Origin of the sequence: Arthrobacter sp. MP_M4 (assembly GCF_035984855.1) — a bacterium.
In the GTDB taxonomy this organism is placed as follows: Bacteria; Actinomycetota; Actinomycetes; order Actinomycetales; family Micrococcaceae; genus Arthrobacter.
Map to the genome: position 1 here is coordinate 136,893 of NZ_JAXCHX010000001.1, position 14,325 is coordinate 151,217.

Sequence of the window (14,325 nt, forward strand, 5' to 3'; positions counted from 1 at the left end):
TTTAGTCCGAACCGGACCACTTCGGGCGTTTAGCCGGAGCCGGTTTGGGGAACAAGGCAGTTATGAACCCTTACGCCGGCCAACCGTTAAAGGCTGTCCTGTTCGACCGGGACGGCACGCTCATCCGCGACGTCCCCTACAACGGTGACCCCGCCCGGGTGTGCCCTATGCCCCAGGCCAGGGAAGCCCTGCAACGTCTCCGTGACCGGGGCATCGCGACCGGGGTTCTCAGTAACCAGTCCGGCATCGGCCGCGGCCTCCTGACTGTCGCCCAGGTGGGGGCCGTGAATATCCGGGTCGAGCAGTTACTGGGCCCATTCGCGGTGTGGGGCATCTGTCCGCACCTGCCCGAGGATGGTTGTACGTGCCGTAAGCCGGCCCCGGGGATGATCCGCCGTGCCTGCCGGCAACTGGGAATCACACCGGACGAGGCGGCCTACGTGGGCGATATCGGCAGCGATGTCGCGGCCGCGCACGCCGCCGGGTCGCGCAGTGTCCTGGTTCCTACCGCTGAAACCCGGCGCGCCGAGGTTGATTCTTCCCCCGACGTTGCGCCCGACCTCTGGTCCGCGGTCCAGCTGTTGCTGGACACGCCGTCGACAACGCCGGTCCGGAAGCCGGCACCATGAGCCGGGTCCTGGTCGCCCGGCTCGACGGCGTCGGCGACGTCCTGCTGGCCGGTCCGGCAATTCGCGCTGTCGCTTTCGGGCGGCGCCCCGACGGCGGGGCTCCCAACGACGTCGTTGTTCTCTGCGGCCCGGCGGGGGAGCCGGCGGCGTCGCTGTTGCCCGGTGTGGCGGAGGTCTTCACCTGGAGCTGCCCCTGGATTGTGAAGCCGGCCCCCCGGGTGGAGCAGCGCCACCTTGAAATCCTCACCTCGTTTGTCCGCGACTCGAGGGTCGCTGAGGCCGTGATCTTGACCTCGTTCCATCAGTCGCCGCTGCCCCTGGCCCTGCTGCTCAGGCTGGCCGGGGTGGGACGTATCACCGGGGCCTCAACCGACTACGCCGGAAGCCTGCTGGATGTGCGGTTGCGCCCCGGCGAGGACTTTCCGGAAGACCAGCCGGAGGCGGAGCGCGCCTTGGGCATCGCCCACGCGGCCGGCTTCCGGCTGCCTCCCGGGGACGACGGCAGGCTGCGCGTCCAGGGCCTTCCCGATGTGCGGGAGCTGGTGGGACATGAACCGTACCTTGTGGTCCACCCCGGCACAGCTGCCCCGTCACGGGCATGGCCCCCGCTGCACCACGCAGCGGCTGTGGAGTTACTGGAAGGGGCGGGCCACCGCGTCGTGGTGACCGGGGGCAGGAGCGAAGCAGGGTTGACGGCCACGGTTGCCGGGCCCTCCGCGCTCAACTTGGGCGGCCGCACGGACCTCCGGACCCTGGCCGGCGTGCTGGCCGGTGCCACGGCGGTGGTGACCGGCAACACCGGGCCGGCACACCTGGCGGCAGCGGTGGGCACACCGGTGGCGTGCCTTTTTTCCCCGGTAGTGCCGGCAATCCGCTGGGCACCCTACGGCGTGCCGCTGGAACTTCTCGGCGACCAAAAAGCCCCCTGCACCCTCAGCCGCGCCACCGAGTGTCCCGTCCCGGGGCACCCGTGCCTGTCGTCCGTGGCTCCGGCACAAGTTGTGGACGCGGTGGAACGACTGATCGGTGGAGTGTCCTCCCTCTCCACCCGACGCAGGCTGCGGCAGCCATGAGAATCCTGCTCTGGCACGTCCACGGTTCCTGGACTGACGCGTTCGTCCGCGGCAGCCACGACTACCTCCTGCCGGTCCTCCCCGGGCGCGGACCCTGGGGGCTGGGCCGTGCGGGCCGCGCCTGGCCGGACTCCGTTCGCGAAGTCCGGCTCGATGCGCTGGACCCGGACAGCATCGATGCCGTCGTCCTGCAACGGCCCCAGGAAGCAGCCGAGGTGGCCAGGGTGCTGCGGCGGAAGCCCGGCAAAGACCTTCCGGCCGCCTATCTTGAACACAACGCCCCCCGCGGTGACGTGCCCCACTCGATCCACCCCCTGGCTGACCAGCAGTCCATCCCGGTGGTACACGTGACACATTTCAACCAGCTGTTTTGGGATAACGGTTCAGCTCCGACCCTGGTGATCGAACATGGCGTTCCCGACCCAGGGCATGCCTACACGGGAGAAATCCCCGAGCTTGCCGCCGTCGTCAATGAGCCGGTCAGGCGGGGCCGGGTCGCCGGAACGGACCTCCTGGGCCGTTTTGCCACGGCGGCGCCGTTGCGGGTCTTCGGCATGGGCGGCGACGTGTTGGCGGACGCCATCCACGTGCCTCCGTCCAGGCTCTTGGTGGGAGGGGACCTGCCCACCGTCGCCCTGCATCGAGAGATGTCCCGCTGCCGGGTTTACCTTCATCCTTTCCGCTGGACTTCACTGGGATTGGCCCTGCTCGAGGCCATGCACCTCGGCATGCCGGTGGTGGTGCTGGCAACCACGGAGGCGGTACGAGCGGTGCCGCCGGACGCGGGAGCGATTTCAACCTGCGTGGACGAACTCGTCCACGCAGCCAGGGTGCTCATCGAGGACCCGGATGAAGCCCGCCGGCGTGGGGTGGTTGCGCGGGAGGCGGTACTGGGCCGCTACGGGCTGGCCGCTTTTCTGGCCGCCTGGGACGTCCTGCTGGAGGAGCTGACCGGCCCGCGTTTCCGGACCGGCCGGCTCCTCATTCCAACCCACGAAAGGCGGAGCGAGTGAAGATCTCAATGGTGTCCGAGCATGCCAGCCCACTAGCGGCTCTCGGCGGAGTCGACGCCGGCGGGCAAAACGTGCATGTGGCGTCCCTGTCCGCCGCGCTGGCCGAGCGGGGGCATCACGTCACCGTGTACACCCGCCGGGACGCAGAAGACCTCGCGGCCAGGGTAAGGATCGCCCCCGGCCTTGAGGTGGTCCATATCAAGGCCGGACCACCGTGGCACGTGCCCAAGGACGAACTGCTTCCCTTCATGGGGGAGTTGGCCGAAGGCCTCGCCCACGACTGGGAAAAAAGACCGCCGGACCTGGTCCACGGGCACTTCTGGATGTCCGGCCTGGCATCCCTCGACGCGTCCCGGCAGCTGGACGAAGGCGGGAAACGCGTCCCCGTCGTCCAGACATTCCACGCCCTGGGCACGGTCAAACGCCGGCATCAAGGCACCGAGGATACCAGTCCACCGGAAAGGCAAGAGCTGGAACCGTCGGTGGGGTGCGCCTCGGACCGCGTCATCGCGACGTGCTCCGACGAGGTCGTCGAGCTGACGGCAATGGGTGTCGCTCCGGAGCGGATCTCGATTGCGCCATGCGGCGTGGACTTGACCCTCTTTTCAGGATCCGGGCCAGCCAGCGGGCGCACCCGGACCCACCGGATACTCTCCGTCGGACGCCTTGTGCCCCGCAAGGGCGTCGAGGTGGTCATCCGGTCCCTGCCGTTGCTGAGAAATGCGGGCTTCGACGACGTCGAACTGCTGATCGTCGGCGGGGCCGGTGACGCGGCTGCTACGGAGGCTGACGCCGAGGCCCGCCGGCTGCTGGCCATCGCGGCGGAACTGGGCGTGCGGCACCATGTCACCTTCAGCGGACAAGTGCCCCGCGATGCCATGCCGGGGCTCCTCCGAAGCGCGGACGCGGTGGTTTGCACGCCCTGGTATGAACCTTTCGGTATTGTCCCGCTTGAGGCCATGGCGTGCGGTATTCCCGTAGTGGCTGCGGCGGTGGGCGGCCTCAAGGACACCGTAGTGGACCACGTAACCGGTCTGCTTGTTCCGCCCCGGGATCCCGGAGCCACGGCCGGGGCGCTGGCCCGCCTGCTGGGTGATCCAAGCCTCCGCCGGAAACTGGGCCGTGCCGGCCAACGGCGAGCCCGGAACCGCTACAGCTGGGACACGGTGGCCGCTGAAACCGAGAACGCCTACCAGCAAACCCTCAGCGCCGGCGCGGCGCACGGGTTCGGTGGCCGCGGGCGGCTTCAACCGGCGGAAGGAGCGGTGCTGTGACGGCGGAATCGGCCTTGGTGCGGGCAATGTACGGACGCCGCGTACCCACTGAGACGGTAGCTGCTCCGGCCGCGGACGTGGAGGCAGCCGGCCCGGCCGTACAACACCCGGACGCAGTTGTGGAGGCCCACCTGCTCAGTGTCCTGCCGGCCCTGGAATCGCTGCGCAGCCAGTCACCGCGGCTGGCGGCGTGGGGCGGAGAGCTGGCCCGGCGTCTGCTGGCCGGCCACCGCCTCCTCGCTGCAGGCAACGGCGGCTCCGCGGCCGAGGCGCAGCACCTTACCGCTGAACTCGTAGGCCGTTTCGACGGCGAACGGGCACCCTTTTCCGCCATCTCGCTGCACGCGGATACCTCGGCAGTGACAGCCATTTCCAACGACTACGGCTTCGAGGAAATCTATGCACGGCAGGTCCGCGCCCATGGCCGCCCCCGGGACGTTCTGCTGCTGCTCTCAACCAGCGGCAAAAGCCCCAATTTGCTTCGTGCCGCCGAGGCCGCCGCCGGCATGGGCGTCACGACGTGGGCGCTGACAGGGAAGGGGCCAAACCCGCTCACCCGTTGCTGCGATGAAACGATCGCCGTCCAGGGGCCGGCGGCCAACGCCCAGGAATGCCATCTAATTGCGGTGCACGCCATCTGCCGGGCCTTCGACGCCGAGATTCATCGCCTTGGCCAGCGGGAAATTCCACGCGAGGCACGGCCATGAGCATTGTCGTGGTGGGTGACGTCCTGCTGGACGTTGACCTGGACGGCGAAGCCACCCGGCTCTGCCCGGACGCGCCAGTGCCTGTCGTGGATATCGCCACCGTCAGGGCACGGGCCGGTGGCGCCGGACTGGTAGCCCGGATGCTCGCAAACGACGGCCACCACGTTCGGCTCGTGACAGCACTAAGCAGTGATGAACCCGGCCGCCGCCTTGTGGAAGAGCTGGCGGGCATCAGCGTGGTTACCGGGTCCTCGGGGGCTCCGACGCCGGTGAAAACAAGGCTCCGCGCAGGCGGTCACCCGGTGGCCCGATTCGATCAGGGCTGCCAAACGCGCCCCGTGCCGGAAGTTACTCCGGACATGCTGCAGGCTTTGAGCGAAGCCGCTGTCGTGGTCGTCGCAGATTACGGCCGGGGATTAACCAAAAACCCTGCCCTGCGTGCCGCCATCGCGGCTCGGGCCCGGAGCATCCCCGTCATCTGGGACCCGCACCCGGCCGGAGCCATTCCGGTGCCCGGCGTCACGGTCGTAACACCAAACCAATCCGAGGCCTATGCTGCCGCCCTGGCGGCAAGAAAGGGTGCCGGCGGAGGCGCGGCCGAGGTCGCCGCCGCGCTGCTGCGGCTGTGGCAGAGCGACGCAGTCCTGCTCACGCGGGGCGACCAGGGGGCGACTCTTGTCCAGGCCTCGACGCCGGTGCCCGTCCAGCTCTCGGCGCTGCGGGCTGCAGTCAGTGACTCCTGCGGGGCGGGCGACAGGCTGGCCGCCAGCCTTGCGGCCCATCTCATCAACGGAGCTGCCCTTGAGGACTCTTGCCGCCGTGCCGTCCGGGAGGCGTCATCTTTCCTGGCAGGGGGAGGCGTCGCAGCCCTGCCCTCGGTACGACGGTTACTGGCTTCCCCGCCTCCGGGGAATGGCCCGGACGCGCTGGGCCTGGCACGGCGGGTGAGCTCGCTCGGTGGCACTGTAGTGGCGACTGGAGGGTGCTTTGACCTGCTGCATGCCGGACACGCCCGCACGCTTGCCGCTGCCAGGGACCTGGGGGACTGCCTCATCGTCTGCCTGAATTCCGATGCCTCGACCCGGCGCCTCAAGGGGGCCTCGCGGCCCATAATCAACCAACAAGACCGGGCCGAGCTGCTGTTGGCGCTCAAGTGTGTGGACGCGGTCCTGCTCTTCGATGAAGACACTCCGGAAAGTGCCCTTGAGCAACTGCGGCCCGACATCTGGGTGAAAGGCGGCGACTATGATCCGGCGCACCTGCCGGAAACGGCCCTGGTGCACAGCTGGGGAGGCCGATGCCTCAGCCTTCCTTACTACCCGGCCCGGTCCACCACCGGGCTCGCAGCTGCCCTGGCCCGGGTGGGCTGAACAGACGCCGCGAACCCCACAGCGCATGCCCGTTGGAATCTCCGGCCCCAACCTGGGCCGGCAACCCGAAAGGAACATCATGACAACCACCACGCGTCCTTCCCTGCCCGGCGCCAGCCGCGTGCTCGTGACCGGAGGGGGATCCGGGCTCGGTGCGGCCATAGCCGACGCAGTGCTCGAAGCCGGCGGCACGCCGTTCGTGCTCGACCGCGACGTCCGGAACGTGTCCGGCGCGAAAGCCCTGGAGGTCGACGTTGCGGACCGCGCCGCGGTCACAGCGGCGGTGACCCAGGCCGCCGAGGCCCTCGGCGGCCTGGACGCGGTGGTAACTGCGGCCGGAATCGACCGCTGCGGGAAGCTGGAGGACGTCGCCGCCGACGAATGGGAAAAGGTCATCTTCGTCAATCTTCTCGGCACGGTGTCTGTGGTCCGGGCGGCACTGCCCTACCTCAAGTCCTCGCGGGGCCGCGTGATCACCGTGGCCTCGACCCTGGCCAAACGCGCGCTACCAGAAGCTTCTGCCTACTGCGCCTCCAAGTTTGCTGTCCTTGGATTCAGTCAGGCGCTCGCCGCCGAGACCGCCGGTGAGATCGGGGTGACCACGCTGATCCCGGGCGGGATGAAGACGCGGTTTTTTGATGACCGGGCCGAGCAGTACAAGCCGCGGGATGATTCCCGGCTGAACGATCCCGGCAACGTGGCGCAAGCCGTGTTGTTCGCCCTTTCGCAGCCTTCAGGATGTGAGATCCGCGAGCTGCTCATCTGCCATGCGCAAGAGGACTCCTGGCCGTAAACTCCCGCACGTCGGCGTGGACGTCCGCAGGGCGGATATCGGTCAGAAGGGAGACGTCGTGCTCGCACCGGCTGGCCGTCCAGCCGACCTGGGTGAGGTCGATGCCGCAGGCGGGGCACCGGGTCATCCAGGAGAGCCGGACCCGGTGCAGGCCCCGGCCCAGCGGGCCGGCATTAATCAGATTGCCGACCCAGAACAGGCCTACCGTGGGAGTGCCCAGTGCCTGCGCCAGGTGCCGTGGGCCGCTGTCATTGCCCAGGAGAACGGCGGACTTGTCCAGCAGTGCAGCCAGGCCGCCGAGATTGATTTTCCCTGCCAGGGATGTCACCCGCCCGGAGCCAGCGGCAGCGACAACCTCATCGGCCAGTTCCTGCTCCGCTGCGGTGCCGATCACCACCACCCGGCAGCCGTCGGCGGCGCAGGCAGCCGCGACCTCACCGAAATGCGCGGCGGGCCAGCGGCGCCGCGGATCGGTGGCACCCGGATGAACGGCGACGATCGGGCGGGCCGAACCTCCGCTGTCCTCCGGAAGCAGCCGCCCGACGTCGTCCGCGTGCCGCGCCAGGGGCCTGATCCGGGCTTCCAGCCCGACCGGCGTCGCACCCGCCAATCCGACGACCTCCAGGCCGCGCAATGGTTCGTGCTGGTAGTAGAGGTAGGGAAGGTTGCGTTCCAGCGGTGCGGCATCGGCTGTCTGCAGGCCAACGGTGTGGCGGGCACCCAAGCGCAACAGGAATGGGTTGGAAAAACGTCCGCCGCCGTGGATCTGGACGGCGAGGTCGAATTTCTCCCGCCGCATCGACTCGAGGAATGCTTCAACCGCGGAAGCGTCTTCCACCCCCGGGCGAACGCCTTCCGCGATGGGCAAGACCCGCACGTCACGCACCGGGCCCGCGGTGTTTTCCAGCAGTTCAAGATGGGAGGGGGTGCCCAGGAGCGTGATCGCGGCACCAGGATAAGCGGCCCCCAACGCGGAGATGGCGGGCAGGGTGAACAGCAAGTCCCCCAGCCCGCCGCCGCGCAGCACGGCGATCCGCGTGACGTCCGGGAACTTCTCCAATACGGGGCCGACGCCCCAGCTTGGCGGGCCCGCGCCGTTGCGTGTCCCTCCGGGATCTTTCACTACGGACTCCTGTTGGTCGGATCCTCCTGGCCGTGGGCCTACCTTATGGCGCGGCGGCCGGTTTGGCCATCAGTGGGCCGCAGCCGGCACCGGCACGAAAAACCCCCGGGTGTAAAAGCGGACCCACGGGGGTACGGGGACGGTAAGGGAAGGCACATACCGAAAACGCCCACCTCGTCCCATCATTTCCATCCCGGGAAGGAACCACATGTCTGCAACCGTCAGAAATGGCTGCATCTGCCTACTTGGCCCCAACGGAGGACAACCGTGAGCCGGCCGGAACGCCGGGGCCGGGAAGACAGTCCGCTGACGGAGCAACGCGGGCTGACCGAGTGGCTGCCCCAGCGGCTGGCTTCGCTTCAGCCCTCCATCACCGTCGTCGGCGACGTGATGCTCGACGGGTGGTGGTCCGGATCGATCGACAGGCTGTGCCGGGAAGCTCCGGCTCCGGTTGTGGAAGTCGCGGACCGAAGCTTCGCCCCGGGAGGGGCAGCCAATACGGCAATGAACCTCGCCGCCCTGGGCGCCAAGGTGCGGCTCGCCGGGATTACCGGGCAGGACGAGGCTGCTGCCGAGCTCCTGCGGCAACTGGCCGATGCCGGGGTGGACACCACCCATGTCCATCAGAATCCAGGCACCACCACCACCACCAAGACGCGCATCAGCAGTATCGGGCAGGTCTTGCTCCGGCTCGACGACGTGCAACGCGAGGTCCCAGCAGATGCGCTGGACGCGCTGGCGAAGTCGCTACCGCAGGTCCTGCAGGACCAGGAAGCCGTCGTCGTCTGCGACTACGGAGCGGGGGCGCTCCAGGGACCGGTGCGCACCGGCCTGCTGGCCATCCTTGCCGGGAGACCGGAAATTCTGGTCGTGGTGGACGCGCACCAGCCGCACGCCTGGGCTGAGCTCAAGCCGCATCTCGCCACCCCGAACGCCCTGGAAGCAGCCGGGATGCTCGGGCTGCAGTTCGACGCCGGATCCAGGCGGGCGGACGTCATCGTCGCCCACCGGGAGGAACTGCTCGACGCAGCAGGCGCTGGCGCGTTGATTGTGACTTTGGATCGGGACGGATCAGTGTTGCTGCCCAGGGCCGGTGAAGCGCATCGGACCTGGGCCAGACCCGTCCAGGAAAAGCAGGCCTCAGGCGCAGGGGACACCTTCGTTGCCGCGCTGACGCTGGCCCGTTCCGCGTTGCTGCCCCTCACCACCAGCGTGGACCTCGCCCAGGCCGCTGCGGACGTCGCCGTTCGCCGCCCCGGAACCTCGGTGTGCAGCACGGCGGACCTGAGCAACCACCTGGGACGTTTCACGGATACCGCGGTCGACGCCGATGAGCTCGCGGCCGAGATAAGCCGGCACCGTGAGGAGGGAAAACGGATCGTTCTAACCAACGGGTGCTTCGACGTCCTGCACCGGGGGCACACCCGGTACCTGAACCAGGCCAAACAACTGGGCGATGTCCTTGTGGTGGCGCTGAACAGCGACGACTCCGTCCGCCGGCTCAAAGGTACGGGCCGCCCCGTGAATACCATCGCGGACCGAGCGGCGGTGGTCGCCGCGCTGAGCTGCGTGGACTATGTCACCGTCTTCGAAACGGCCACTCCGATCCCGTTGATCAGGAAGATCCGGCCCGAAATCTACGCCAAGGGCGGCGACTACACCCCCGCGATGCTGGCAGAAACACGGGTGGTCGAGCACTACGGCGGACGGGTCGCAATCCTCGACTACGTGCCGGAACAGTCCACCACGGCCGTCGTCGAACGGATCCGCGGGGCCGCCCCGCGGGCGTAGGCAGAAAGGGCTTGCTCCCCGCGCCGATGCTCATCGGCGGCGGCGTCCGCCACCGGCAGGGCACCCGGTCCAGGACCGCGCCCTGAGGGCGGTCCGTCGCCACGATTTCGGGCCCGAATGCGCGGGATTCTGCAAAATATGGTGAACTAGGCGGGTATGGGCGCATCTGCCCGAGCAACCATTTTCTGTAGGAGCACCGTGCCAAGCAAGGCCAAAACCGGTAAGAAACTCGTGATTGTGGAGTCTCCCGCCAAAAGCAAGACCATCGCCAAGTACCTCGGCGAGGGGTTCATTGTGGAGGCCTCCATTGGTCACATCCGGGACCTCCCGCAGCCCTCGGAACTGCCGGTGGAACTGAAGAAGACGTCGGTGGGCAAGTTCGCCGTCGACATCGACAACGACTTCAAGCCCTACTATGTGGTGTCCCCGGACAAGAAGAAAAAGGTGGCCGAGCTCAAGGCCCAGCTCAAGGACGCCGACGCCCTGTATCTCGCAACCGATGGGGACCGCGAGGGCGAGGCCATCGCCTGGCACCTGCTCGAAGTGCTCAAGCCCAAGGTGCCGGTGTACCGGATGACCTTCGGGGAAATCACGAAGGAAGCCATCCACCGCGCGATGGATAACCTGCGCGATGTGGACCAGGACCTCGTGGATGCGCAGGAGACCCGCCGTGTCCTGGACCGTCTGTACGGGTACGAGATCTCCCCGGTGCTGTGGCGCAAGGTGGCCCGCGGGCTCTCCGCCGGCCGGGTGCAGTCTGTGGTGACGCGCATGGTGGTGGACCGCGAGCGAGAGCGGATGGCCTTCAACGCTGCTTCCTACTGGGACCTGACCGGCCAGTTCGCTGCCGGGTCCGGCTCCTTTAAAGCCAAGCTGGCCATGGTCGACGGCGCCAAAGTCGCCAGCGGCCGTGACTTCAACGACAACGGCGTGCTCACTTCACGCAACGCCGTGCATCTCAACGAGGACCTCGCCACCTCGCTCGCCGCGGGTCTGCAGGACGCGGAATTCCGGGTCCGGTCAGTCGACACCAAGCCGTACACCCGCCGGCCGGCAGCCCCGTTCACCACCTCCACCCTGCAGCAGGAGGCCGGCCGCAAACTGCGCTTCTCTTCCAAGAGCACCATGCAGGTGGCCCAGCGGCTGTATGAAAACGGTTACATCACCTACATGCGTACGGACTCCTCGGCGCTGAGCAATGAGGCTGTCACGGCCGCGAGGCGCCAGGCGTCCGAGTTGTACGGCCCCGAGTACGTCCCCGCGTCTCCGCGCGTCTACAGCGGGAAGGCGGCCAACGCGCAGGAAGCCCACGAGGCCATCCGCCCCGCCGGTGACTCCTTCCGCACCCCGGCCCAGGTGGCCAAGCAGCTCTCGGGCGACGAGTTCCGCCTCTACGAACTCATCTGGAAGCGCACCGTCGCCTCCCAGATGGGCGACGCGAAGGGTTCCACGGCCACCATCCGCTTGGGCGCCCTGGCAACAGATGGCCGGGACGCCGAATTCTCCGCCTCCGGCACCGTCATCACCTTCCCCGGCTTCCTGGCCGCCTACGAGGAAGGCAAGGACGAAAGCCGGGGCGACGAGGATTCCGAGGAAGCCCGCCGGCTGCCCAACGTGGCCGCCGGTGACGCGCTCACCGCTTCGGAGATCGCCGCTATCGGCCACGAGACGTCCCCGCCTCCGCGGTTCACGGAAGCGTCGCTGACAGCCGAGCTGGAAAAGAAGGGCATCGGCCGCCCGTCCACCTATGCCTCCACGATTTCCACGATCCAGGACCGCGGCTACGTCCGGAAGCAGGGCTCCGCGCTGGTCCCGAGCTGGATCGCGTTCTCCGTGATCCGCCTGCTCGAACAGCACTTCCACGATTACGTCGACTACGAGTTCACCGCCGACATGGAGGCGGACCTCGACAAAATCGCCAACGGCCAGGCTGCCGGACCGGCGTGGCTCAAGCACTTCTACTTCGGCGAGGACGCCGATCCCGGCCTGCTGAGCATCGTCAACAACCTGGGCGAGATCGACGCCCGGGAGATTAACTCCATTCCCATCACCGACGGCATCACGTTGCGGGTTGGAAAGTTCGGCCCGTACCTGGAAAGCTCCATCCCCACTGTCGATCCGAAGACCGGCGAAGTGGTGGAAGCCGCCCGCGCCAACGTCCCGGAGGATTTGGCCCCGGATGAGCTTACGGCGGCGAAAGCTGTCGAGCTGATGGAAACCGCAGCCCCCGAGGAGCGCGTGCTCGGAGCGGATCCGCACACCGGTCACACTGTGGTGGCCAAGAACGGCCGCTACGGCGCTTATGTCACCGAGGTCATTCCGGAAATGACTGAGGAGCAGCTGGCCAACCAGCCGGTGGAGTACTACAAGAACGGCAAGCCCAAGCCGCCGAAAAAGCCTGTGAAGGCCAAGCCGCGTACGGGGTCATTGTTCGCATCGATGAGTGTGGATACCATCACCCTGGACGAGGCCCTGCAACTCATGAGCCTGCCCCGGGTGCTCGGTCAGGACGCCGAAGGGAACCCGATCACGGTCCAGAACGGCCGCTTCGGCCCTTACCTGAAAAAGGGCACGGACTCCCGGTCCATCGGTTCGGAAGAGGAAATCTTCACGATCACGCTCGAGCAGGCCCTCGAAATCTACTCCCAGCCGAAGCAGCGCGGCGCCCGTGCGGCAGTACCGCCGCTGGCTGAATTCGGCCCGGATCCGGTGTCGGAGAAGAACATCGTGGTGAAGGAAGGCCGCTTCGGCCCGTACATCACCGACGGCGTCACCAACATCACAGTGCCGCGCTCCACCTCGCTGGAGGAGCTCACCCGGGAGCAGGCTGTGGAGCTCCTCGCGGAGAAGCGCGCCAAGGGCCCGGTCAAGCGCACACCGACGGCCCGGAAGGCCCCGGCGAAGAAGAAGGCGGCTGCCAGGAAGTAGCGTTCCGGTGCGGGGTTTGCGGACCCGGGCTCAACGTGATCGAGTAGGAACATGACTGAACAGCCCGATCACTTGGACCTCCAGCCGTTGAATGACCTCGAAGAGAAGCTGGCCCGGGGGGAGCAGCCGGATGCCGACCCGGTGGACGTCATCCTGGCCTTCCTCAACAACGAGGTCTACATCGTCAGCTCTGACGCGCTTGAGGGAGCCGATGCGCAGGTGGAACCCCTGGTGCTGGCCAACTCCGCCGGGAAGCCCGTCCTTGCCGTGTTCTCCCACCCGAGCCGCGTCACCGAGCAGTATTTGGCCGCCGCCCCCAACGTGCTTGGTACCCAGGGTGCGGCGATTCTCGGGAACCTCGGCGACGACCTCGGCATGGTGATCAACCCCGGAGCTGCTTTCGGCTTCGAGATCGACCCGGAAGGTGTGGCCAACATCCGCCGTGATTTTAAGCCCGCCGAGGAGCCGGAAGAGGGCCCCGGGCAGGAAAGCCAGCTCTAGCGCGGAACCCCGGACGCTGCCGATCCGTTAGGCGGGCCGCGTCTCCGGGGGAATAATGGCCCTATGCGTCTAGGCGTCCTCGATATTGGCTCAAACACCGTCCATCTCCTTCTTGTGGACGCCCATCCCGGTGCTCGCCCGGTGCCGTTTGCCTCCCACAAGCGTCCGCTGTCACTCGTGCAGTACCTTCAGAGCGACGGCAGCATCAACGACGCCGGCCAGCATGAGTTGATCGAGTTCGTTCTTGAGGCCTGGGAATTCGCCGCCCGGCACAAAGCCGAGGACCTGCTGGCGTTCTGCACTTCCGCGATCCGCGAGGCCACCAACGGTGCGGACGTGCTGGCCCGGGTCAAAGATGAGACCACGGTGACCCTTCGGGAACTGACCGGCAGCGAAGAGGCATCGATGACGTTCTTTGCCGTCCGCCGCTGGTACGGCTGGGGCGCCGGATCCATCCTGAACCTGGACATCGGCGGCGGTTCCTTCGAAATGGCCTACGGCGAGGACGAACTCCCGGAGCTCGCGACCTCCGTTCCGCTCGGCGCCAGCAGGCTCACGCGGGACTGGCTGCAGGACGACCCGCCGTCAGCCAAGAGCGTCAAGGATCTCCGTCGTTACATCAGGAGTACGCTCAAGCCAGTCGTGCGCGAGTTCGCGAAACTCCGCAAGGCAAACCACGTGGCCGGTACTTCCAAGACATTCCGTTCGCTGGCCCGCATCGCCGGGGCGGCACCGAGCGGCGCCGGGCCCTACGTCAAACGGGAACTGCATGCCATAGACCTGGGCCTGTGGGCGCAGCGAATCTCCGCCATGGAGGTGGAGGACCGGTTGAACCTCCCCGGTGTCTCCGAGGCCCGTGCACCCCAGCTCCTGGCAGGTGCCCTCGTTGCGGAAGCAGCCCTCGAAATGTTTGAGTTTCCCAGCATGGAAATTTGCCCGTGGGCCCTGCGCGAGGGTCTGATCCTCCGGCGACTGGATCAGCTGATCTTCGACGGCCCACTCCAACCGGCCCCGCTCGTCGCCCAGGCCAGCGTCAGGGAGGCCGCAGACCAGCCCGCTGTCGATCCGGGCACACGCCGATCGTCTAATAGGTGAGAGGCTGGTAAAGGACCGGCCCCATGCC

General features: G+C 67.5%; 12 protein-coding genes. 11 read left to right on the top strand and 1 reads right to left on the bottom strand.

Annotation, left to right across the window (positions count from 1 at the left end; genetic code table 11):
- Positions 1 to 62: 62 nt before the first annotated feature.
- From RCH15_RS00680 to RCH15_RS00710, 7 genes are all read left to right on the top strand, one after another.
- Positions 63 to 629 (top strand): D-glycero-alpha-D-manno-heptose-1,7-bisphosphate 7-phosphatase, encoded by a 567-nt coding sequence (locus tag RCH15_RS00680; protein ID WP_326957028.1) that lies wholly within the window; start codon positions 63 to 65, stop codon positions 627 to 629.
- The gene (locus RCH15_RS00685) at positions 626 to 1,702 is read left to right on the top strand and encodes a glycosyltransferase family 9 protein (protein ID WP_326957030.1); all 1,077 of its coding nucleotides are present in this window, start codon (positions 626 to 628) and stop codon (positions 1,700 to 1,702) included. Before RCH15_RS00680 ends, RCH15_RS00685 begins: the two co-directional genes overlap by 4 nt.
- Positions 1,699 to 2,715, top strand: a complete 1,017-nt coding sequence (locus RCH15_RS00690) for a glycosyltransferase (RefSeq protein ID WP_326957032.1) — start codon at positions 1,699 to 1,701, stop codon at positions 2,713 to 2,715. Before RCH15_RS00685 ends, RCH15_RS00690 begins: the two co-directional genes overlap by 4 nt.
- Complete coding sequence (locus tag RCH15_RS00695) at positions 2,712 to 3,989, top strand: glycosyltransferase (RefSeq protein WP_326957034.1); 1,278 nt, start codon at positions 2,712 to 2,714, stop codon at positions 3,987 to 3,989. Before RCH15_RS00690 ends, RCH15_RS00695 begins: the two co-directional genes overlap by 4 nt.
- Complete coding sequence (locus tag RCH15_RS00700; RefSeq protein ID WP_326957036.1) at positions 3,986 to 4,696, top strand: D-sedoheptulose-7-phosphate isomerase; 711 nt, start codon at positions 3,986 to 3,988, stop codon at positions 4,694 to 4,696. The genes RCH15_RS00695 and RCH15_RS00700 overlap by 4 nt, the downstream gene beginning before the upstream one ends.
- The gene (locus RCH15_RS00705) at positions 4,693 to 6,066 is read left to right on the top strand and encodes a PfkB family carbohydrate kinase (protein WP_326957038.1); all 1,374 of its coding nucleotides are present in this window, start codon (positions 4,693 to 4,695) and stop codon (positions 6,064 to 6,066) included. Before RCH15_RS00700 ends, RCH15_RS00705 begins: the two co-directional genes overlap by 4 nt.
- Positions 6,067 to 6,145: 79 nt before the next feature.
- On the top strand, positions 6,146 to 6,859 hold the full coding sequence (locus RCH15_RS00710) for an SDR family oxidoreductase (protein ID WP_326957040.1): 714 nt from the start codon (positions 6,146 to 6,148) through the stop codon (positions 6,857 to 6,859).
- Here the strand turns inward: RCH15_RS00710 and RCH15_RS00715 are convergent.
- Positions 6,825 to 7,982 carry a glycosyltransferase family 9 protein gene (locus tag RCH15_RS00715; protein WP_326957042.1) on the bottom strand — a complete coding sequence of 386 codons (1,158 nt, stop codon included), beginning with the start codon at positions 7,980 to 7,982 and terminating at the stop codon, positions 6,825 to 6,827. The two genes, RCH15_RS00710 and RCH15_RS00715, sit on opposite strands and share 35 nt — an antisense overlap.
- A 267-nt stretch (positions 7,983 to 8,249) precedes the next feature.
- Here RCH15_RS00715 and rfaE2 point away from each other — a divergent pair, with 267 nt between their 5' ends.
- From rfaE2 to RCH15_RS00735, 4 genes are all read left to right on the top strand, one after another.
- A complete protein-coding gene (gene rfaE2, locus RCH15_RS00720; protein WP_326957044.1) occupies positions 8,250 to 9,773 on the top strand; it encodes a D-glycero-beta-D-manno-heptose 1-phosphate adenylyltransferase in 1,524 nt (507 codons plus the stop codon).
- 198 nt (positions 9,774 to 9,971) lie between these two features.
- A complete protein-coding gene (gene topA / locus RCH15_RS00725; RefSeq protein WP_326957046.1) occupies positions 9,972 to 12,701 on the top strand; it encodes a type I DNA topoisomerase in 2,730 nt (909 codons plus the stop codon).
- Positions 12,702 to 12,752: 51 nt separating this feature from the next.
- Positions 12,753 to 13,202, top strand: a complete 450-nt coding sequence (locus RCH15_RS00730) for an SseB family protein (protein ID WP_326957048.1) — start codon at positions 12,753 to 12,755, stop codon at positions 13,200 to 13,202.
- A 63-nt stretch (positions 13,203 to 13,265) separates the two neighbouring features.
- Positions 13,266 to 14,297 carry a Ppx/GppA phosphatase family protein gene (locus RCH15_RS00735; RefSeq protein ID WP_326957051.1) on the top strand — a complete coding sequence of 344 codons (1,032 nt, stop codon included), beginning with the start codon at positions 13,266 to 13,268 and terminating at the stop codon, positions 14,295 to 14,297.
- Positions 14,298 to 14,325: the final 28 nt, after the last annotated feature.

Bases quoted from the DNA above. Each gene is read 5' to 3' on its own strand.
- RCH15_RS00680 (WP_326957028.1), top strand. From the start codon at position 63: ATGAACCCTTACGCCGGCCAACCGTTAAAGGCTGTCCTGTTCGACCGG.
- RCH15_RS00685 (WP_326957030.1), top strand. From the start codon at position 626: ATGAGCCGGGTCCTGGTCGCCCGGCTCGACGGCGTCGGCGACGTCCTG.
- RCH15_RS00690 (WP_326957032.1), top strand. From the start codon at position 1,699: ATGAGAATCCTGCTCTGGCACGTCCACGGTTCCTGGACTGACGCGTTC.
- RCH15_RS00705 (WP_326957038.1), top strand. From the start codon at position 4,693: ATGAGCATTGTCGTGGTGGGTGACGTCCTGCTGGACGTTGACCTGGAC.
- RCH15_RS00710 (WP_326957040.1), top strand. From the start codon at position 6,146: ATGACAACCACCACGCGTCCTTCCCTGCCCGGCGCCAGCCGCGTGCTC.
- RCH15_RS00730 (WP_326957048.1), top strand. From the start codon at position 12,753: ATGACTGAACAGCCCGATCACTTGGACCTCCAGCCGTTGAATGACCTC.
- RCH15_RS00735 (WP_326957051.1), top strand. From the start codon at position 13,266: ATGCGTCTAGGCGTCCTCGATATTGGCTCAAACACCGTCCATCTCCTT.